This is a genomic window from Sphingobacterium litopenaei (assembly GCF_014692495.1).
GTDB lineage: Bacteria > Bacteroidota > Bacteroidia > Sphingobacteriales > Sphingobacteriaceae > Sphingobacterium > Sphingobacterium litopenaei.
The window spans coordinates 1-19827 of sequence record NZ_JACOIJ010000040.1 but is presented as its reverse complement, the minus strand read 5'-3'; the positions used below and the strand labels follow the sequence as shown (position 1 = coordinate 19827).

The 19827-nt window shown below is 35.4% G+C and carries 19 protein-coding genes and 1 rRNA gene; 16 read left to right on the top strand and 4 right to left on the bottom strand.

Annotation, left to right across the window (positions count from 1 at the left end):
* Positions 1 to 11 precede the first annotated feature (11 nt).
* The 12 genes from polA (at position 12) to H8B04_RS14870 (ending at position 13945) form a co-directional block, all read left to right on the top strand.
* Positions 12 to 2810: a DNA polymerase I gene (polA, locus tag H8B04_RS14925; RefSeq protein ID WP_190302851.1), complete on the top strand. Its 2799-nt coding sequence runs from the start codon at positions 12 to 14 to the stop codon at positions 2808 to 2810.
* Between the two features lie 110 nt (positions 2811 to 2920).
* On the top strand, positions 2921 to 3940 hold the full coding sequence (locus H8B04_RS14920; RefSeq protein WP_190302850.1) for a toxin-antitoxin system YwqK family antitoxin: 1020 nt from the start codon (positions 2921 to 2923) through the stop codon (positions 3938 to 3940).
* 47 nt (positions 3941 to 3987) lie between these two features.
* Positions 3988 to 4641: a phosphatidylserine decarboxylase family protein gene (locus H8B04_RS14915; RefSeq protein WP_190302849.1), complete on the top strand. Its 654-nt coding sequence runs from the start codon at positions 3988 to 3990 to the stop codon at positions 4639 to 4641.
* A 53-nt stretch (positions 4642 to 4694) separates the two neighbouring features.
* Positions 4695 to 5732: a sensor histidine kinase gene (locus H8B04_RS14910; RefSeq protein WP_190302848.1), complete on the top strand. Its 1038-nt coding sequence runs from the start codon at positions 4695 to 4697 to the stop codon at positions 5730 to 5732.
* 64 nt (positions 5733 to 5796) lie between these two features.
* On the top strand, positions 5797 to 6444 hold the full coding sequence (locus H8B04_RS14905) for a DUF47 domain-containing protein (RefSeq protein ID WP_190302847.1): 648 nt from the start codon (positions 5797 to 5799) through the stop codon (positions 6442 to 6444).
* 35 nt (positions 6445 to 6479) lie between these two features.
* Positions 6480 to 7490, top strand: coding sequence for an inorganic phosphate transporter (locus tag H8B04_RS14900; RefSeq protein ID WP_190302846.1), 1011 nt, complete (start codon positions 6480 to 6482; stop codon positions 7488 to 7490).
* Between the two features lie 242 nt (positions 7491 to 7732).
* The gene (locus H8B04_RS14895; protein WP_190302845.1) at positions 7733 to 9133 is read left to right on the top strand and encodes an OmpA family protein; all 1401 of its coding nucleotides are present in this window, start codon (positions 7733 to 7735) and stop codon (positions 9131 to 9133) included.
* Between the two features lie 167 nt (positions 9134 to 9300).
* On the top strand, positions 9301 to 10713 hold the full coding sequence (locus H8B04_RS14890; protein WP_165292489.1) for a tetratricopeptide repeat protein: 1413 nt from the start codon (positions 9301 to 9303) through the stop codon (positions 10711 to 10713).
* The gene (locus H8B04_RS14885; RefSeq protein WP_190302844.1) at positions 10706 to 11455 is read left to right on the top strand and encodes a shikimate dehydrogenase family protein; all 750 of its coding nucleotides are present in this window, start codon (positions 10706 to 10708) and stop codon (positions 11453 to 11455) included. The genes H8B04_RS14890 and H8B04_RS14885 overlap by 8 nt, the downstream gene beginning before the upstream one ends.
* Before the next feature lie 3 nt (positions 11456 to 11458).
* Positions 11459 to 12037, top strand: a complete 579-nt coding sequence (gldD, locus tag H8B04_RS14880) for a gliding motility lipoprotein GldD (protein ID WP_165292480.1) — start codon at positions 11459 to 11461, stop codon at positions 12035 to 12037.
* A 13-nt stretch (positions 12038 to 12050) separates the two neighbouring features.
* Positions 12051 to 12695, top strand: a complete 645-nt coding sequence (locus H8B04_RS14875; RefSeq protein WP_165292481.1) for an MBL fold metallo-hydrolase — start codon at positions 12051 to 12053, stop codon at positions 12693 to 12695.
* Positions 12692 to 13945: an ABC transporter permease gene (locus tag H8B04_RS14870; protein WP_223815448.1), complete on the top strand. Its 1254-nt coding sequence runs from the start codon at positions 12692 to 12694 to the stop codon at positions 13943 to 13945. Before H8B04_RS14875 ends, H8B04_RS14870 begins: the two co-directional genes overlap by 4 nt.
* Positions 13946 to 13947: 2 nt before the next feature.
* Here the strand turns inward: H8B04_RS14870 and H8B04_RS14865 are convergent, their stop codons facing one another.
* On the bottom strand, positions 13948 to 14604 hold the full coding sequence (locus tag H8B04_RS14865) for a carboxypeptidase-like regulatory domain-containing protein (RefSeq protein ID WP_165292482.1): 657 nt from the start codon (positions 14602 to 14604) through the stop codon (positions 13948 to 13950).
* Positions 14605 to 14673: 69 nt separating this feature from the next.
* Positions 14674 to 14952, bottom strand: coding sequence for a NifU family protein (locus tag H8B04_RS14860; protein WP_165292483.1), 279 nt, complete (start codon positions 14950 to 14952; stop codon positions 14674 to 14676).
* A gap of 207 nt (positions 14953 to 15159) precedes the next feature.
* Between H8B04_RS14860 and H8B04_RS14855 the strand changes: the two genes are divergently transcribed.
* Genes H8B04_RS14855 through coaBC form a run of 3 tightly spaced genes read left to right on the top strand, consistent with a single transcriptional unit; the run spans position 15160 to position 17666 of the window.
* Entirely contained in the window at positions 15160 to 16083 is a 924-nt protein-coding gene (locus H8B04_RS14855; protein ID WP_165292484.1) for an outer membrane protein assembly factor BamD, read from the top strand.
* A gap of 29 nt (positions 16084 to 16112) precedes the next feature.
* Complete coding sequence (locus tag H8B04_RS14850; RefSeq protein ID WP_165292485.1) at positions 16113 to 16442, top strand: DNA-directed RNA polymerase subunit omega; 330 nt, start codon at positions 16113 to 16115, stop codon at positions 16440 to 16442.
* A 15-nt stretch (positions 16443 to 16457) separates the two neighbouring features.
* Positions 16458 to 17666, top strand: coding sequence for a bifunctional phosphopantothenoylcysteine decarboxylase/phosphopantothenate--cysteine ligase CoaBC (gene coaBC / locus H8B04_RS14845; RefSeq protein WP_190302843.1), 1209 nt, complete (start codon positions 16458 to 16460; stop codon positions 17664 to 17666).
* On the opposite strand, the gene H8B04_RS14840 is transcribed toward coaBC, so the two are convergent.
* The gene (locus H8B04_RS14840; protein ID WP_165292487.1) at positions 17661 to 19028 is read right to left on the bottom strand and encodes a methyltransferase RsmF C-terminal domain-like protein; all 1368 of its coding nucleotides are present in this window, start codon (positions 19026 to 19028) and stop codon (positions 17661 to 17663) included. The two genes, coaBC and H8B04_RS14840, sit on opposite strands and share 6 nt — an antisense overlap.
* A gap of 65 nt (positions 19029 to 19093) precedes the next feature.
* On the opposite strand from H8B04_RS14840, the gene H8B04_RS14835 reads away from it, so the two are divergent.
* Positions 19094 to 19474, top strand: coding sequence for an SRPBCC domain-containing protein (locus H8B04_RS14835; protein ID WP_165292488.1), 381 nt, complete (start codon positions 19094 to 19096; stop codon positions 19472 to 19474).
* Positions 19475 to 19732: 258 nt separating this feature from the next.
* On the opposite strand, the gene rrf is transcribed toward H8B04_RS14835, so the two are convergent.
* A 5S ribosomal RNA gene (gene rrf, locus H8B04_RS14830) occupies positions 19733 to 19827 on the bottom strand; the annotation flags it as partial.

Sequence of the window (19827 nt, the reverse complement as noted above, 5' to 3'; positions counted from 1 at the left end):
AAATATATTAGGTGAAAAAACTATTTCTACTAGACGGAATGGCTCTAATTTATAGAGCTTACTTTGCGCTGAGCAAAGTGCCTCGTTTGACTTCATATGGACTGAATACAGGTGCAATTTTAGGCTTTACAAATACATTATTGGATGTGTTGAGAAATCAAAAACCTACGCATCTTGCCGTGGTATTTGATACCGCAGCACCTACTAATCGCCATATTGAATTCGAAGCATACAAAGCGCATCGTCAGGAAATGCCTGAAGATTTGGCAAAATCCATTCCTTATGTGTTCAAACTGATCGAAGGTTTTAACATTCCATTGATTACCAAAGATGGCTATGAAGCCGATGATATTATCGGGACATTGGCAAAAAAAGCGGAGCAAGAAGGTTTCACGGTGTATTGTATGACTCCAGACAAAGATTTCGGCCAATTGGTCTCAGATAATATTTTTATATACAAACCAGCTCGCATGGGCAATGGGGCTGAAGTACTTGGCGTACCCGAAATTTTAGAAAAATGGGAGATCACCGATGTATCGCAGGTGATAGATATTCTTGGATTATGGGGTGATGCTGTAGATAATATCCCTGGGATCCCAGGCATTGGTGAAAAAACAGCAAAAAAATTAGTTCAAGAATTTGGGTCTGTCGAAGGATTAATTGCTAATGCAGATAAATTAAAAGGCAAACAACAAGAAAACGTCATAAAATACGCTGAACAAGGTCTTATTTCTAAAAAATTGGCGACTATCCTTTTAGATGTTCCGGTAGAGTTAGAAGAAGAGAGGCTTCAAGTCGAAAAGCCAAATAAAGAAATTCTAGAAACATTATTTGCGGAATTAGAATTTAGAACATTAGGCAAACGCGTTTTTGGCGAGGATTTTACGGTAGTTGACAATAATAAACTTGCAACTGCGCAAATGGATTTATTTTCTTCACCTAATCCACTACCAGAAAATATTCTGCAAGAGGAAGCTGAAGTACCTGCTTCAGCGGCAAACAACATCCATAATACAAAACACGAATATATTTTAGTAGATCAGCCTTCTTCCATTCAAGCTTTAGCAGAGGACCTAGGAAAACAAAATATCTTTTGTTTCGATACAGAATCCACTGGCTTGGATGCATTGACTGCGGAGATTGTTGGTTTATCTTTTTCTTATGAAGAAGGAAAAGCTTATTATGTACCCACACCTGCAGATTCAGTACAAGCTCAAATTATAGTTGATATTTTAAAACCTATTCTAGAAAATCCTAAGATCAAAAAAGTAGGTCAAAACTTAAAATACGACATTCTTTTATTGGCAAAATATGGAATAAAAGTTCAAGGCGAGATTTTTGACACCATGCTTGCGCATTACCTGATTGATCCAGATACACGCCACGGCATGGATATCCTCGCAGAAACTTATTTAGGTTACACACCTGTATCAATCACCGAGTTGATCGGAGGCAAAGGTAAAAACCAAGGGAACATGCGTGATGTCGAAATCGAAAAAATCAAAGAATACGCTTCAGAGGATGCAGATATTACATGGCAATTGTACCAACGTTTATCTCCTCTTTTGATCGAAACCAAAACGGATGAATTAGCACAAAAAGTAGAATTTCCACTGGTGTATACTTTAGCAGAGATTGAGAAAAATGGAGTGAAAATCGATGTGGATACGCTCAAAGCTTTTTCGGAATCTTTGGAAAAAGATATCTCAGCATTAGAAAATAACATTTACGAAAAAGCAGGAGTAAAATTTAATATTTCATCTCCTAAACAATTAGGCGAAGTATTATTCGATAAACTACAACTGGACCCTAAAGCTAAGAAAACTAAAACTGGTCAATACAAAACCGGTGAAGATGTGTTATTGGCATTAGCTCATAAATCGGATATTGTTCAAGATATTTTAGATTTTCGTCAATATCAAAAACTGAAATCTACTTACGTAGATGCCCTTCCGACATTGATTAATCCGAATACAGGTCTAATTCATACTTCCTACAATCAAGCGGTTGCAGCTACAGGAAGGTTAAGTTCGACAAATCCTAATTTGCAGAACATACCTATTCGTACCGAAAAGGGACGCGAAGTACGCAAGGCATTTATACCACGTTCTCCAGATCATGTCTTACTTTCTGCCGATTATTCACAAATCGAATTGCGCATCATGGCGGAGTTAAGTCAAGATGAAAATATGCTGGAAGCATTTACTTTAGGTCACGATATCCACAAAGCCACAGCCGCAAAAGTCTATGGTGTCTCCTTGGATGAAGTGACTTCAGATCAGCGACGTAACGCCAAAGCAGTCAATTTCGGAATTATTTATGGACAATCTGCTTTTGGTCTTTCTCAAAGTTTAGGTATTCCACGTCGTGAAGCTGCAGATATTATTGATCAGTATTTTAATCAATACCAAGGCATTAAACAATATATGTCAAAAGCCGTAGAATTCGCGAAGGAAAAAGGTTATGTTGAAACTATTATGAAACGTCGTCGTTATTTGCGTGACATAAATTCAGCAAACATGACGGTAAGAGGTTTTGCTGAGCGAAATGCTATCAATGCGCCAATACAGGGCTCCGCAGCCGACATGATTAAAGTAGCGATGATTAACATTCAAAACGACATCACTACCCAAAGTCTTACAGGCAAAATGATTATGCAAGTACATGATGAGTTGGTTTTTGACGTTCCAAAGCACGAAATAGATTCATTTAAAAATATTATCTTGGAGAGAATGAAATCGGCTATCCCAATGCGCGTACCTATTGAAGTAGAAATTGGCGAAGGCACAAATTGGCTTGAAGCACATTAAAACTGAAGATCATGATTTATAGAACTTGTATTATCCTTTATTTTCTATTTTCTATATATATTTCTTTTGCGCAAGAAATCCAATTCAGAGAACCTGCAACTAAAGGATATATGAGGTTTTTTTATGATGATAATTATTATTTAGTTGACAAAGACTGTGAATTTAAAGCGATTGAACGGGTAGCTCAATACGATACAATTAATTTTAAATTTAATGGTGAATTTAAAGACTTTCTTTCCAACGGTCGATTAATCCTGCATGGAGCTTACAAGAATGGAATCAAGCATGGCAACTTTACAGCCTACCATCCCAATGGCGAAATAAAGTGGGAAACCGTTTATGTTGAAGGAAAGGAGTCTGGGGAATGGAAATACTATTATCCTGACGGAAAACCTTTATTAGTATTGTCATTGGCAGAAGATGATTTTAAAATACTATCCTATTGGGATAAAAATGGCAATCAGAAAGTTGCAAATGGGAATGGGCAGTATGAAATGACATTTCCTGTTAAAGGGTTTACAGATCATGGCTTTACTGCTTATCGTCGCTACGGAAAAGTGTCCAATGGCAAACCTGACGGAATTTGGTATATTAATTTCATTACCAACCCTAAAAAAAATACGGAGGAAAATATATTTAGAGAAATCTTTGAGAACGGAGAAAGAATATCTATAAGTCGAAACACAGATTATGTAGACTATTTTATCCCATACGATGATTTTTTGCTTGTACCCTCAGATTTTTTTAGCAGAGCTGAAAATTTTGTAGTTCATACTTGCACGTTTGATGAGTATAGTGGATTCACCACATTCTTATCGAAAATGTTTGTCGATTATCTAGAAGAAGAGAATTTTTCGGTTCCAGACACCAGTTTTAAGTATCAAGTCAAATATTCTGTTACAAATAATGGTATACCAACTGCAAAAAAGCCCATATCCGAGTTGAATGAATGGCCTAGAAGTGAAAAAAATAAACTTCAGGCTGTATTCGAATCTGTAGTGTATTTTATTCCTTCTATATTAGAAGGAAAGCCGATAAAAGATAACATCACGTTAAGCGGCGATTTTCAAATTATAAAGGGTACAGCAATATTAAAATACTTAAATATAGAAAGAGAAAAAGGTCAATAGTATATTATTTGACGCAGTTGCTTATATTTGCACAAAACAGGTATTGAATGAAATTTCATAAAGAAGGATACACAAGCTTAGCATTAGTTGTTCTGTTTATTTTTATTATAAACGCTACAGCTGATTATTTTGACGCAAATCAATTTGTTAAATGGTTTCTATACCTTTTATCAGCATTCTTATTTATCACTATCGTTCAGTTTTTTCGTAGCCCTAAAAAATTAATCACATTAGACGAAAATGCAGTACTTTGTCCTGCTGACGGAAAAGTGGTAGTAATAGAAGAGACAGAAGAAACGGAATATTTTAAAGATAAAAGATTGCAGGTATCCATCTTTATGTCTCCTACCAACGTTCACGTAAACCGAAATCCAATTTCTGGAATAGTCTCTTATTTTAAATATCATCCAGGTAAATTTTTAGTGGCTTGGCATCCGAAATCTTCCACTGAAAACGAAAGAACAACCGTGGTAGTCAAAAAATCTAATGAAGTTGAGGTGTTATTTCGTCAAATCGCAGGAGCTTTAGCACGTAGAATCGTATGGTATGTAAAAGAAGGAGATAATGTACAACAGGGAGAAGAATTTGGTTTCATAAAATTCGGCTCACGTGTAGATGTATTTTTGCCAATAGGTACTAAGATAACTGTAAATATCGGGGAAAAGGTAGTTGGTGGTAAAACAGTTATTGCTCGTTTTTAATACTATCTTAACATTAAATAAGTAATTTAGCTTCATTAACATGAAGCTTTTTTATGAACTTTAGACTGCTAGTTTTTTACATTTCAGCTGCTATCGCTCTTTCGCTAGCTAGTTTAAGCTATTTCTATGTACAGAAATGGCATCAGGCTTTATTGATCTTATTTGTGTCGATGGTCATAAGTTTTATTTTACTTACCAATATCCTGCACCATCATATTCACAATCGAATAAGCAATATTTATAAATTAATTCGAAGCCTGAAGCTCGGCAAAGACATGAAAGTAGTTTTGGCAGAGCACGCGAGTGAAGATCCAATTTTGAGCACTGAAAAAGAAGTACGTGAATGGGCCATTCAAAAATCTTCTGAGATCGATCAACTCAAAGCCCAAGAAAAATTCCGCAGAGAATTTCTTTCTAACATATCACACGAGTTTAAGACTCCGTTATTTGCCATTCAAGGTTATATTGAGACACTTAAAGATGGTATGATGGAAGATGATATTGATATGGCAACCAATTTTTTAAACAAAGCATCCAAAAATATTGATCGCCTAACGTATCTCATAAATGATTTGGATGAAATCTCAAAGCTTGAAACCGGTCAAATTTCTATTCATATTGAAAAATTTGACATAGTAGAACTCATATTAGAAACTGTTGATCACTTAATTGATAAGGCTAAAAAACAAAATATCGAAATCATTGTTGACTTAAAGATCACGCATCCAGTTTTTGTGAAAGCAGATAGGCAACGTATTCAACAAGTTATAATCAATTTAATAGATAATTCTATCAAATACGGCAAAGAAGGAGGAAAAACTAAAATAAACATCTACCCCCTTTTGGACCAAATCCTTATAGAAGTTACTGATAATGGGCAAGGAATTGAAGAAAAGAACCTGCCACGGGTGTTCGAACGATTCTTCCGAACAGATAAAAGTAGATCCCGTGAAATAGGTGGATCAGGTCTTGGCCTTTCCATTGTAAAACATATTATTGAGGCCCATCAGCAAACCGTACATGCACGTAGCACAGAAGGAATAGGGACTACTTTTGGGTTCACTCTCGAAAAAGCAAAATCTGCTTTATAAGTTTTTGCTACGAATTAACATTAACTTAACATTAACATTATACTTTTGGCTAAAATATAATTATATGTCACTAAACAGTATTTTCCAGTACTTTGTACCAAAGGACAAAAAATTTTTCCCTCTTTTCGAACAAGCTGGTGCAAACTTGATCGACATGGCTAAGCTTTTAAAAGAATGTGTGAATAGCACAAATATTGAAGAAAGAAAAGCGTTGTCAAAAAGATTAGAAGATCTTGAACATGTGGGCGATAATATAACACATCAAATTCACCTAGAATTAGGTCGTAATTTTATTACTCCATTCGATAGAGAAGATATACACGCATTAGCAAGCTCATTGGACGATGTAGCGGATTTTATCCACGGTGCCTCAAACCGCATTCAATTATACAAAGTAGAAAGACCTACTGAACCTATGATTGAATTGACAGATTTAATTCTTGAAGCTACAGAGCATGTTGCTAAAGCTTTATACGAATTAAAAGACTTAAAAAACATACGCAACATTACAGACTCTTGTGTACGTATCAATAGCGTAGAAAATAAAGCAGATTATATATTCGACAAAGCTGTTGCGGATTTATTCGAATACGAAACTGACGCAATTTCTTTAATTAAAAACAAAGAGGTGTTATCAGCAATGGAAGATGCTACAGACAAATGTGAAGATGTAGCAAATGTATTAGAAAGTATTCTTGTTAAGAATGCCTAATCAGCTTATTTAATCGACTTTACTAAATTAATATTATGATATCAACATTATTAATTGTGGTCGTTGTCTTGGCAATCGCATTTGATTACATTAATGGTTTTCATGATGCAGCCAACTCAATTGCTACTGTTGTATCGACCAAAGTTCTTACCCCCTTTATGGCCGTACTTTGGGCTGCTCTATTCAATTTCGCAGCATACTTTTATTTTACCGATCACAAAGTTGCCAACACCATCGCTAAGACCGTATTAGAGGAATATATTACTCTCGAAGTTATTTTTGCCGGCTTGGTAGCAGCCATTTCTTGGAATCTATTTACGTGGTATTATGGTATTCCCTCGAGTTCATCACACACTTTAATTGGTGGTTTTGCAGGTTCTGGAATGGCATATGCAATGTTTCTTGGAGTAAATCCAATAGAGGCAATTAATGTAAGTGCTACATTAAAAATTATTTCATTTATAGTACTCGCTCCCGTAATTGGTATGACGATATCCATAATCATTACCTTAATCATTATTAATATAGCCAGGAACGCCCGACCTAGAGTAGCGGAGAAATGGTTTAAATTTTTACAACTTCTTTCTTCTGGAGCTTTAAGTTTTGCTCACGGTGGTAATGATGCACAAAAAGTAATGGGTATTATATTCGTAGCCATGATTGCAGGGGGTGCTGTAGGTCCAACAGACAGCATGCCGGAATGGGTCCCACTCTCTTGTTATGTTGCTATATCTGCAGGCACAATGAGTGGCGGTTGGAAAATCGTTAAAACCATGGGTAGCAAAATTACTAAAGTGACACCTCTGGAAGGCGTCAGCGCTGAAACCGCGGGAGCTGTTACATTAGGTATTACTGAACATTTCGGTATACCTGCTTCTACAACACATACAATCACGGGATCTATTATTGGTGTAGGAGTAGTGAAAAGAGTTTCGGCAGTTAGATGGGGGGTCACGATTAGCCTCTTATGGGCATGGATTTTGACCATACCGGTTAGTGCTATACTTGGTGGATTAACGCTCGCTATAATACATTACATATTATAGAAATTCCAAAAAGAGATGTAGCTCAAACACTACATCTCTTTTTGTTTATTGATTTACGTGTAACTTTTTGATGATAAGATTTGTTAGATTATTAGCATTTATTTACTTTTACGGCAAAATTAGTTACATTAGTCAATTATAAAACAGTAAATGCCGCTCATATTTTTTGGCATCATTATTGTTAAGTTATGTTAAAATACAGAAAACAATTAAAAATTTTTATAACCTTAAACAAAAAGAGTATGAACTATTCTACAATTAAAAAAACAGCTGTTGCCGCTTCTTTAGTAGCCGCTTTAGGTTACGCTGATGTAGCTCAAGCACAAACTCCTACTGTATTCGGTGGACGCTCACAATACAGAACTTGGTCAATCGGTTTACAAGGTGGTATTACTACTCCAAATGCAATCATTGGTGGTTCTAATGCTTATGGTCAAAAAGTTGGTCTTTTCCAAAATAAAGTAGGTGAATACTATGGCTTGACTATCCGTAAACAATTCTCACACTTATTCGGTTTAGAATTGGAAGGTAACCGTGGTTCAATCAAAACTTATAACCATGATGTTTCAGGCAATAATGGTAACGGTATTGTTGAAACTACTGATTGGTTAGCTGCTGGTTCAAAATCAGTTAAAACTGATGTTAACTGGGCTGCTAGCTTAAATGGTGTATTTCAATTAGGTACTATTGATTTCTTAAGAAGAGAAAATGCAGTTAATTTCTACGCTAAAGTAGGTTTAGGTGTGTTAGCAAATAATCCAGTAATGTATTCTAATAATGATTTCACTGGATCGACTTTTGATAACAAAGGTAATTGGGGCGAAGAAATTTTTGGTGATCGTGTACCAACAGGTGACAGAGACTATAAATTAACAGCTTATGTACCAGTTGGTCTTGGTGTTAAATTCAAATTATCAGAAGTTGTAGCATTGAACTTAGGTTATACAATGAACTTTACTGATGATAACTATTTATACGGACCTTCAGATTATTCAACAGGAAAACAAAAATTCTCTAACCTTTACGGTGGTTTAGAATTCACTTTAGGTTCTCGTGATAAAGAAAACTTAACATTTGCTAACCCAGTTGCAACATTATACGATGAGTTAAAAGATCCTTCATTACGCAATGAAGTTGAAGCTTTAAAACAACGTGTTTCTACATTAGAAGGTACTGTTGATCAATTAGGTAAAGATTCTGATGGTGACGGTGTATCTGATAAATTTGATAAATGTCCTAACACTCCTGCTGGTACAGTAGTTGATGGTTCAGGATGTCCAATCAAATTCCCAGAGCCTAAAAATGACGCAGTAGTAGGTGGATACTACGCTCCTATCGGTTTCGAATTCGATAGCTCAGTATTGAAAACTGAATCATACTCTACTTTAGATAAATTAGCTAAAGAATTACGTGATTCAAACGGTACAGTTACTTTAGATGGTTACGCTTCTGCAGAAGGTACTGAAGAGTATAACTTAACCTTATCTAAAGACCGTGCTAATGCAGTAAAACAATACTTAGTGAACGCTGGTGTTGCTGCATCAAGCATCAATGCTAACGGTTACGGTGAAGCTAATCCTATTGCTTCTAACGCTACTGAAGAAGGTCGTGTTCAAAATCGTCGTGTTGAAATCAAAAAATAATTATAATATATAATTATTTCAACATACAGAAGCCGTCACAAATTTGTGGCGGCTTTTTTGATTTAAACCTTTTAAAGGTTTACCACTCAATACATATGTGGATATGTGGAAAATAATTTGAGATCAAATAATTTAAAAAGCGTATTTTTCACTAAATTGGAATGGATATGGAAGAGGAATTTGACTTTGGATCATCAGAAGAGCAAAAAAAGTTTGTCAATCGTTTCGAAGAGATGATTCGAAATGAAGATCAATATTTTTTTGATGCTAGCACTTTTGAAAGTATTATCGATTTTTACTCAGATAAAAATGAATCAGTAAAAGCTTTGCAGGTTATTGATTTCGCAACAAGTCAACACCCTTACGAAGCAGGATTCTATGCAAAGAAAGCACAAATTCTTTCTAGCATGCGTCAATTTTCCTTAGCAATGGAGGCGATACAGAAAGCCGAATCATTAGAGCCATCTGATTCCGATATTCTATTAGTAAAGGCTTCTATTTACGCTTCGCAAGGCGTTCTCGATAAATCGGAAGAGCTTCTTAATCAAGCATTGGAAAACGCTGAAAATAAAGCCGAGATTTATCATCAATTGGCAACCATTTATCAATTGCAAGGGGATTTTAAGAAAGCAATTATCTTTTTGAAAAAGACCCTTAAAATTAATCCTGATAATCCAGATGCGCTCTTAGAGATTAATTTTTGTTTTGATGTATTAGACGCGAATGAAGATTCTTTGAAGTTTTTCACAAGTCTAATAGATGAAGACCCTTACTCCTATCATTGCTGGTATTATGTAGGTAATGCATACCACAAATTAAGCAGATATGAAGAAGCAATTGATGCATATGATTACGCTATTCTAATCAATGACGGTTTTTCATCAGCGTATTTTAATAAAGGTAATGCCTTAGTAAATCTTGATCGTTATACAGAAGCTATTGAAATATATAAGCAAACTTTCGAATATGAACCACCCAATGCTGACACTTATTGCGCCATAGGCGAATGCTATGAGAAGCTCGAATTAATGGATACGGCACGAGATTATTATAAAAAAGCCGTTAAGCTTGATACTGATATGGCCGATGCATGGTTTGGAATTGGTGTAACATTGGATTTTGAGGAACGCTATTTTGAATCCTTACATTTCTATAAAAAAGCTCTAGAGTTGGACGACGAAAATCCAGACTACTGGTTTGCAATTGCCGACGCACGTTATAAATTAGGTCAAATAGAAGAGTCTGAATTAGCATACAATAAGGTGGTAGAATTAAATCCAACTGATATAGAAGCTTGGCTAGATTTTTCATCTATCTATTTTGAACAAAATAAAATTGATGAAGCGATTGAAACCATATCCGAAGCAATTAAAGTTAATACAGACGCTCCCGAATTGTACTACAGATTAGTAGCATACTTATTTGCGAATGGTCAATACAATGAAGCGTTAAATTTTCTTGAATTAGCCTTAGCTTTTGGTCCTGAAAAACATCATATATTATTTGAATATCTTCCTCAATTACAAGGAAATCAAATAATTTTAGAAATTATAAAAAAGTATACGGAGAAAAATGATTAAATTAGGCTTGATTGGATATCCATTGGGACATTCATTTTCAAAAAATTACTATTTAGCTAAATTCGACAAAGAAAATATTCATGACATTCATTATGATTTGTATCCAATAGAGCAAATAGATCAGTTTCCAACTTTATATAATCAAAATTCACATTTCAGAGGTTTTAATGTAACAATTCCCCACAAACAAGCGGTCATTCCCTATCTAAATGAATTATCGGAAGAGGCGGCTCAAATGAAGGCGGTAAATTGCATCACGATAAAACATCAAGAAGGCAAAACAATTCTCAAAGGTTATAATACCGATGCATATGGTTTTGAAAAATCCTTAGAACCTTTGTTAAATCCTCATCACATTAAAGCATTAGTCTTAGGTAATGGAGGTGCGGCCAAAGCCGTATTTTATACTTTAGAAAAATTAAATATTTCTTATAAAATTGTAAGCCGCAATAGTGGAACAGGTGATCTAACTTATGAAGACCTGACTAAAGAACTACTAGCGAAATATTCGCTTATCATTAATTGTTCTCCAGTAGGCACTTTTCCTAATATTGATTCATGCCCAAATATTCCTTATGAAGGAATCACAGAAAAACATCTTTTGTACGATCTTATTTACAATCCAGAAGAAACTTTATTTCTAAAAAAAGGAAAGGAAAGAGGAGCAACAATCAAAAATGGCTATGAAATGCTTGTGTTGCAAGCTGAAAAAAATTGGGAAATCTGGCAAAGCAATTTTTAAAATATGCTACGATTAGTTTTCTTCGTACTTTGTATAATAAGCAGCGTTGGCTGTAATAATGAAGATTATAGCCCCAAACCAAGAGCTTATCATCGCATTGAATTTCCAGAGAAAACCTTTTTGACAGCCAATACTTCAGGATGTCCTTATCTTTTTGAGATACCAGCATACAGCGAAGTACAACCAGATCTTTCGACAAACGCTAATCCTTGTTGGAAAAATGTGCTATTTAATAAATTCAACGCGCAATTGCATCTTAGTTATTACGCAATAACCCAACATTCTACATTAGAGCAGCTCACTGAAGATGCTAGAGCTTTTGTATTTAAGCATACCCCTAAAGCAACAGCTATAGATCAACAGAAAATTTCTCATCCAGAGCATTATGTATCAGGATTGATGTATAATATTGAGGGCAATACCGCTTCGAATGTACAGTTTTATGTCACTGACAATAAGAATCACTACGTAAGAGGTGCCCTATACTTTAATGAAAAACCAAATTTAGATTCCATTCAACCTGTTTTAGACTTTTTGAAAACAGACATTCAACATTTAATTAGTACCCTAACATGGAAATAATTAAATTTGAATCATGTTGACTATTGAAACATTTACATTTAATCCTTACCAAGAGAACACGTATTTAATTATTGATGATTCAAACAATCATTGTATCATCGTGGATCCTGGGATGCATACTGTTCAAGAACAAAATTATTTCAAAGAGCACCTCGACAAAGGCAATTTGACTCCTGTTCTATTGCTTAATACGCATTGCCATATTGATCATGTTTTGGGAAATCGTTTCGTTTTCGATAACTGGGGTATAGTGCCAAACTTTCATGAAGCAGAAGTGCCCGTATTGGTTTCAGTAGAAAACTATGCGCCACAGATGGGATTTCGTTATGAAACGTCTCCTATTCCTGAATCTTTCCTGGAGGACAAAGAGACAATATCTTTTGGTGATCATCATATAGAATCTATTTTGGCACCAGGACATTCTCCTGGCCATCTTTGTTTTTATTTGGAAGAGATAAAATCCCTAATTGGAGGAGATGTCTTATTCCGCAACAGTATTGGACGATCTGATTTGCCTGGAGGAGACCATCAAACTCTTTTAAAAAGCATTTCCACACGCATCTATACCTTGCCAGAAGATACAGAAGTATTCCCCGGCCATGGTTCAACTACCACAATTGGTTTTGAAAAACAAACAAACCCATTTATTAGAGGATGAAAAAAATAAGTGTTCCATTATTTTTTGCATTGCGATATCTTTTTTCGAAGAAATCCGTTAATGCCATAAACATCATCTCTTTAATCAGCATTGTAGGAATTTTTGTTAGTACTGCCGCGCTAGTTATTGTGCTTTCATTCTATAATGGCATGGAAAAATTCATTTTATCAATGAATAGCACTTTTTCGCCCGACCTACGAATTGAGGCAGCAAAAGGAAAAACTTTTGACCCTTCTCAAAACCAAACTTTCTTGGAATTAGGAAAAAATACTGATGTTAAAAATTATTCGGAGACACTAGAGGATAAAGTTCTTATCCAACACGATGGAAAACAGATTGTAGGACAGATGAAGGGTATAACCCAACAAAGCCTTGAAAAACAGTCTAAAGAGCACATTCTACACATAGGGAAATTTGAGATTCAAGCTGACTCTTCTAATTATGCGTTGATTGGTCCCCAAATTCAAACAAATTTACAAGTTCCCATTTCGGAATTTAATAATGTGATTGACTTGTACTTCCCTCGTAAAGAATCCTCTGTCAACAATCTTAATCCTTTAGAAGATTTTAATATTAGACAACTTTCTGTCAACGGGATTCTTACTTTCGAGCCAGAATTTCAAAATCTAGTTATTCTCCCGTTGGATTTTGCAAGAGATATTTTAGGAGAAGATAAAGCTATTTCGGCTGTCGAATTATTTTTAAATAACCCTCTTGAATCTTCTTCATTGCAAAAGGAAATCCAAAAGAAACTAGGCTCAGATTTTCAAGTAAAAAATAGAGAACAACAAAATCCGACTTTATACAAAACCATCAAATCAGAAAAGTGGATCGTCTTCTTTATCCTCACTTTCATCGGTATTATCGCCATATTTAACATTATTGGCTCCCTTACGATGCTGGTGATTGACAAAAAAGAAGATATGAAAATCCTACAGCATATTGGCGCTAACAAATCGACGATTGAAAAGATTTTCTTTTATGAAGGAATTATGATTGCTTTGATTGGTAGCAGCATTGGTATCGCTATAGGCTACATTTTCTGCTATTTACAAGACATTTACGGATTTATACGTACGAATAATGTTAATGGAAGCTTTATTGATGTCTATCCTGTCGATATGCGTATGCAAGACTTTATATTAGTCTTCTTGACAATATCGATTCTTTCGATCATCGTCTCTTACTTTTCATCCAAACTAAGCGTAAGAGAGATTGGAAAAATTACTGTACTAAAAAGCGAGGAATAAAATTAGTATTTAAGTTTTTCGCGACTATAATCACCTTTTTTGATGGAATTGATAAATTGATACCAATTAAACGGATTCAAGAATGGATTGTTCATGCGTTGATTTATATTCTTATTTTGCATGTACTGGTGACGTTGCAAAGAATTGTAAGTCTGAATTTCCTCCGCATTACGCGGTACTACGCTGGCAAGAGCCGCAAGAGCGTCAGGGCTCAAGTTACGTCTTGCACTTGCGATAGGATCTTCTCCGGTTCCTAATCCCATAAACTCGGCTAAATAATCTTCATAACTTGCCCAAGGAAATGGTGTAACTGCCGGAAGTTCTATAATCAATGCACGCATCTTTACCGATGCCGTATATTTATCACCTTCTACTTCAGGAATAGTAATGGTTACAGGATCAAAGCCGACACTTGTAAATTCGATAACATCTCCTACGTGCGCAACAAATGAAAAATACCCTTCATTATTTGACATGAAAGTTTGATTATTGAAGGTTGTATTTTTAATGGTGACAAATCCGACAGGTAAATCGGATCCTGTTGAGGTAATCAATCCACTAAATTGCAGAATTTTTTTGCTCTGCGCAGACACGCTAGCCATCGTAAGGAACAGAAGTCCAATACTTAAAAACAGATATTTAGTTGATTTATAAAACATTTTAACAAAAATAAAATTTATGGTTATTCAGCGCTGTTAAAATGTGTTAATCAGAAAACAACATTTTTGTTACAATGCTTGACCCGGCAATGTAGCATTTGGATCATTCATATCCGTAATATTTATTGCCTCTACAGATACAATTTCGGGAACAGCTTTTTTGATTGCTTGCTCTAAACCAGCCTTGAAAGTCATGATGCTCATAGAACAACTAGCACAAGCACCCAATAATTTCAACTTCACGACTTTATCCTCTGTAATCTCTTCAATACTTACATTCCCCCCATCAGTTTCCAAATATGGACGAATTGTATCTAATGCTTGTTCTACTCTTTCGCGTAAGCTCATTTCTTGTGTTACTTAATAATCCGTAAATATAATGATTTTTATTCCCATCTGAAATCTACCAAATATTATTAGCAAAACAATGACATTCCAGAGAATGGTTAAAGTTTGTTAAAGCCTTTTATAAAAATATACTAGTAACTAAAAATCAACTAAATTGCGGTTTAAAATTTAATTGAATATTATTGTTAATTGACGTATCTTTGTAAAATGTTTTTGAATAGACGTACACCTGTTATTTTAGCTTTATGCTTGGCTACATTGTTTTTTGTAGGCTGTAAAAGTAAGTTTGAAAAGCTTCGCACCAGCAACAATATTACAATGAAATATCAAGAAGCCGTGAAGCTTTATGAGAAAGGAAAATATTCTAAAGCACTGATTTTATTTGATGACCTAGCAGGAAAATATCGTGGTAGAGCCGAAGCGGAGGATTTATTTTACCTTATTGCAAACGCGAACTACAAATTAAAAGACTATACTTCTGCTCGTTTTCACTTTAAAAACTTTGCCAATACCTACCCTAACAGCGAAAGAGCTGAAGAATGTAGATATATGGCTGCTTATTGCTATTACATCGAATCTCCTCGCTCTACACTGGATCAAGAGAACACTCGTAAAGCAATTGATGAATTACAGTTATTTGTGAATTATTATCCTGAATCCGAAAGAGCGGAAAAAGCAGGAGAATTGATTCAAGATCTTCGTGAAAAATTAGAGAAAAAAGCATTCGATAATGCGAAGCTCTATTATAACATGGGGCTTGCGGATGATTACCGTGCTGCTGTTATCGCACTTGAAAATGTATTGAGACAGTATCCAGACACGAGATTTGCAGAAGAAATTGAGTTTTTAATGTTAAAGTCTCAATATTTATTCGCGGATAACAGTCGTGTTTATCGTCAGGAAGAACGTTTTAACAATGCTATAGATTATTATAATAGTTTTGTTGAACATTTTCCGAACAGCAAATTCAAGTCAGAGGCAGATGATTTAAAAAAATCTGCAGACAAAAAAATTGTATCTGCCATTCGCCTTATGAATCAATATAATAAGGAAGTGGAAGAAAGAAACAAAGAACTGGGCATTACTGAAACTAAAAAAGAAGAAGGTAGCGCAGATTCTTCATTGAAGTAACAACAAATTAAAAATAATATTTAGTTAATATGAGTCAAGCAAAAAACAACGCCATCCCAAATTCTACTGTAACACGTGATTTGAGAGAATTGGACAAAGCTACTGACAATCTTTACGAATCAATCGTAATTATTAGCAAAAGAGCAAACCAAATTGGTGTAGAAATAAAAGAAGAGCTAAATTCGAAATTAGCTGAATTTGCCAGCAACAACGACAACTTAGAAGAAGTGTTCGAAAACCGTGAGCAAATCGAGATTTCTAAGCATTATGAGCGTTTGCCAAAACCTACATTGGTCGCTATCGACGAATTTTTGAAAGACAAAATTTACTTTAGAAATCCTTCTAAAGAACAAGAATAATAGCAAGAGAAGCAAATGTCTTCATTAAAAGGCAAAAATATTGTGCTAGGTGTATGCGGCAGTATTGCCGCATACAAAATAGCTTCTTTAATACGCCTGCTCATTAAAGAAGAAGCTTCTGTACAAGTCATCATGACTCCTGAAGCAACTCAATTTATTACTCCCCTCACCTTATCAACATTATCCAAAAAACCTGTTTTAGTAGACTATTATGATCCTAAAACTGGAGAATGGAATAATCATGTTCATCTGGGCTTAAACGCGGATTTGATACTTATTGCACCTGCTTCTGCGAATACCTTGGCTAAGATGGCCAATGGCTTTTGTGATAATTTGTTGACAGCTACTTACCTTTCGGCTAAATGTCCAGTATATTTTGCTCCAGCAATGGATTTGGATATGTGGAAGCACCCTGCAACACAAAATAATCTTTCCCTATTAGCAAGCTTCGGAAATATCATTATTCCTCCAGGAAATGGCGAATTAGCAAGTGGATTGGTTGGAGAAGGACGTCTTGCGGAACCCGAGGAAATTGTTACATTCTTGCAAAATCATTTGAATACAGCTAAACCTTTGGCAGGAAAAATGGCTCTTGTAACAGCGGGACCTACCTATGAGGCTATCGACCCTGTACGTTTTATAGGCAATCATTCTTCTGGTAAGATGGGCTATGCAATTGCCGAGGAATTACAGCGATTGGGAGCACAAGTAACCTTAGTAAGTGGTCCAACACATTTGAAAGCGTCTGAAGCCATTACAACAATTGCTGTGCGCTCTGCACAAGAAATGTTTGACGCATGTGATACTCGATTCGATAGTTCCGACATTATTGTCATGAGTGCTGCCGTAGCAGATTATACTCCCAAAGAAACCGCAGTCGAGAAAATCAAGAAGAAAGCAGAGGATTTCACCATTGAGCTAAAGAAAACCACAGATATCTTAGGAACTTTAGGTCAACGAAAATCAATACAGCAGACATTAGTTGGATTTGCTTTAGAAACCAATAATGAACTTGCTCACGCCCAAGATAAATTAAGACGAAAGAATGCTGATTTTATTGTATTAAACTCTATGCAAGATAAAGGAGCAGGATTTGGTACAGATACAAACAAAATCACGGTACTTTCTCCTCATTCAGGCATAAAAAATTACGACCTCAAGTCGAAACAAGAGGTCGCAAAAGATATCGGTCAAATCATTGTTGAACATCAGCAACAATTATAAATTCCAAATACGGATTTCTTTTGGATAATAGTTATTAATGCGGCTTGGCATCGCTTTGATCCAGCCCAAATTGATTCCTTTATATCTAACCACAATCCACCCTTTTAAATTTTCAGGATTGATACCAACAGATAATTGTTCCTTGCGCAAGTAATTTTGTGCTTCTTCTAAATCTAATTCAATAGCTGGTAAATCCCTACGAACCAAATTACTCAAGGCTAGATCATGACTAGGAATAAGATCCTTACCTTTTAATTCACCTAATTCAGTACCTGCATTTTTCAGGTAAAGCACACTTTGCAAAGCTTGTAAGTCCTGTTCATAGCGTTGCGGAAAAATATGCAAGAAGTTGTTGTGAAGAAAAGAATAATGCCCTTCAGCATTTACCCAATTTTTCGCAAAATGTTGAGGAGCTACATTTTTCTCCTTTTTTACCTTTTTCATGGAAAAGGTGCCCTGTTCCGCCTTTTTCTTCAAAACAGCACAAAAGAATCCTTCACCTTTTAATAAATGCGGATAAAATCTATATCCAGAAGCTTTATGCTCCTTCGATTCTGTCACTGTAATTCCCCAGCTGTCATCCACTCCTATATGAACGGATTCCATCACAAACTCGCTGATTAGCCAATCTACTATTTCCTCATTTTCTTCGTTCGAATAAGAACATGTTGAATATATCAGATACCCTCCAGTCTTTAAAGCCGAGAGACTTTGACTCAAGATACGCTGTTGACGTTCGCTACACAATTTTACATTGGCTAGTGACCATTCATCAATAGCAGAATGATCCTTATGAAACATCCCCGAACCAGAGCACGGGGCATCCACTACCATTAGGTCAAAATAGCCTGGCAAACGACCAAAAGCAGATGGATCATTATTTGTCACGACTACATTCGAATTACCCCATTTTACCAAATTGGAGGTAAGTATATTTACACGTGATTTGATAATCTCGTTTGCCACTAACAAACTCTCGCTATGCAAAGTTGAATTAACTAAAGTTGATTTCCCCCCTGGCGCAGCACACATATCCAACGCTTTTATTGGAGAAGAATTTAGTTTTAATTTGCGAATCACATAATCCAAAAACATGGAACTTGCTTCTTGTGAATAATAACATCCACTATGAAACAAAGGATCTAAGGTAAACACAGGACGTTCCTTTAAATAATATGCATGCTGACACCAAGGAATTTCACGATCGATGTCATAAGTGGATACATCAAAACTTTTAGAAGGGTTTAAACGTATAGAAGTTGTTTTTTCCTCTTTATCGTGCACAGCACTGAATGCTTCATAATCAAAAGAAGGATCGCCTTTTAAAAGCGTCAATAAATCGTTCGGAAGGATATTACTCATAGTCAAAAGTAAAAATTCATAACTAAAAACTGAAATACTATTCAATTGCATTATCTTTGAAGAACATGAAGAATTTTAAGAAATATTACATTATTCCAGCTACACCAGAGGAGATCTATAAAGCGCTGACAACGGAAATAACAATACGTCTTTGGACAGGGGATATTGTGGAAATAGATCCTAGAGTTGGCGGTGAATTTTCCCTTTGGGATGGAAGCATCACTGGTAAATTTTTAGAATTAGAGCCTGATAAAAAGATCGTGCAGGAATGGTTTTTTGGTGAAGAGGAACAATCTATTGTGACTATCAAATTACACGAACATAAAAAGGGAACTTCATTTGAAGTGAATCATACGAACATACCAGATGAAGCATATGAAGATATCATTGAAGGTTGGGATAGCGAGTTTGTAGGTAGCCTCATAGATTTTTATACAGAAGAATAAGACCATTAAGTCCAAATGATTTTGTTACTCGGACTTGTTTATTTGTTCGAACTACTTTAGAGGTAATTATACTTCAAAATACTTTTATCTCGATATATTTCCTCTGCGACAATCCTTACCCGCTTAGGAATAATAATCGAATACGTCTAGAAAATAATTCTATTAAAATTAGTTAGTAAGATAGATCTTTATAAATCCTTTAAACGCAAGCAAGCCTTACCACTGTTGTGATAAGGCTTTGCTTTGTTGTTTAATAAAAGAAGGCACCGACCTACTCTCCCACCTGTTACGGCAATACCATCGGCTCGGGCGGGCTTAACTGCTCTGTTCGGAATGGGAAGAGGTGAACACCG

Excerpts from the sequence above, each read along its gene's own strand:
- H8B04_RS14865 (WP_165292482.1), bottom strand. The coding sequence starts at position 14,604 with ATGTTTTATAAATCAACTAAATATCTGTTTTTAAGTATTGGACTTCTG.
- coaBC (WP_190302843.1), top strand. The coding sequence starts at position 16,458 with ATGTCTTCATTAAAAGGCAAAAATATTGTGCTAGGTGTATGCGGCAGT.
- H8B04_RS14875 (WP_165292481.1), top strand. The coding sequence starts at position 12,051 with ATGTTGACTATTGAAACATTTACATTTAATCCTTACCAAGAGAACACG.
- H8B04_RS14850 (WP_165292485.1), top strand. The coding sequence starts at position 16,113 with ATGAGTCAAGCAAAAAACAACGCCATCCCAAATTCTACTGTAACACGT.
- H8B04_RS14835 (WP_165292488.1), top strand. The coding sequence starts at position 19,094 with ATGAAGAATTTTAAGAAATATTACATTATTCCAGCTACACCAGAGGAG.
- H8B04_RS14855 (WP_165292484.1), top strand. The coding sequence starts at position 15,160 with ATGTTTTTGAATAGACGTACACCTGTTATTTTAGCTTTATGCTTGGCT.
- H8B04_RS14910 (WP_190302848.1), top strand. The coding sequence starts at position 4,695 with ATGAACTTTAGACTGCTAGTTTTTTACATTTCAGCTGCTATCGCTCTT.
- H8B04_RS14895 (WP_190302845.1), top strand. The coding sequence starts at position 7,733 with ATGAACTATTCTACAATTAAAAAAACAGCTGTTGCCGCTTCTTTAGTA.
- H8B04_RS14870 (WP_223815448.1), top strand. The coding sequence starts at position 12,692 with ATGAAAAAAATAAGTGTTCCATTATTTTTTGCATTGCGATATCTTTTT.
- H8B04_RS14840 (WP_165292487.1), bottom strand. The coding sequence starts at position 19,028 with ATGAGTAATATCCTTCCGAACGATTTATTGACGCTTTTAAAAGGCGAT.
- H8B04_RS14900 (WP_190302846.1), top strand. The coding sequence starts at position 6,480 with ATGATATCAACATTATTAATTGTGGTCGTTGTCTTGGCAATCGCATTT.
- H8B04_RS14905 (WP_190302847.1), top strand. The coding sequence starts at position 5,797 with ATGTCACTAAACAGTATTTTCCAGTACTTTGTACCAAAGGACAAAAAA.
- H8B04_RS14915 (WP_190302849.1), top strand. The coding sequence starts at position 3,988 with ATGAAATTTCATAAAGAAGGATACACAAGCTTAGCATTAGTTGTTCTG.
- H8B04_RS14885 (WP_190302844.1), top strand. The coding sequence starts at position 10,706 with ATGATTAAATTAGGCTTGATTGGATATCCATTGGGACATTCATTTTCA.
- H8B04_RS14860 (WP_165292483.1), bottom strand. The coding sequence starts at position 14,952 with ATGAGCTTACGCGAAAGAGTAGAACAAGCATTAGATACAATTCGTCCA.
- gldD (WP_165292480.1), top strand. The coding sequence starts at position 11,459 with ATGCTACGATTAGTTTTCTTCGTACTTTGTATAATAAGCAGCGTTGGC.
- H8B04_RS14890 (WP_165292489.1), top strand. The coding sequence starts at position 9,301 with ATGGAAGAGGAATTTGACTTTGGATCATCAGAAGAGCAAAAAAAGTTT.
- H8B04_RS14920 (WP_190302850.1), top strand. The coding sequence starts at position 2,921 with ATGAGGTTTTTTTATGATGATAATTATTATTTAGTTGACAAAGACTGT.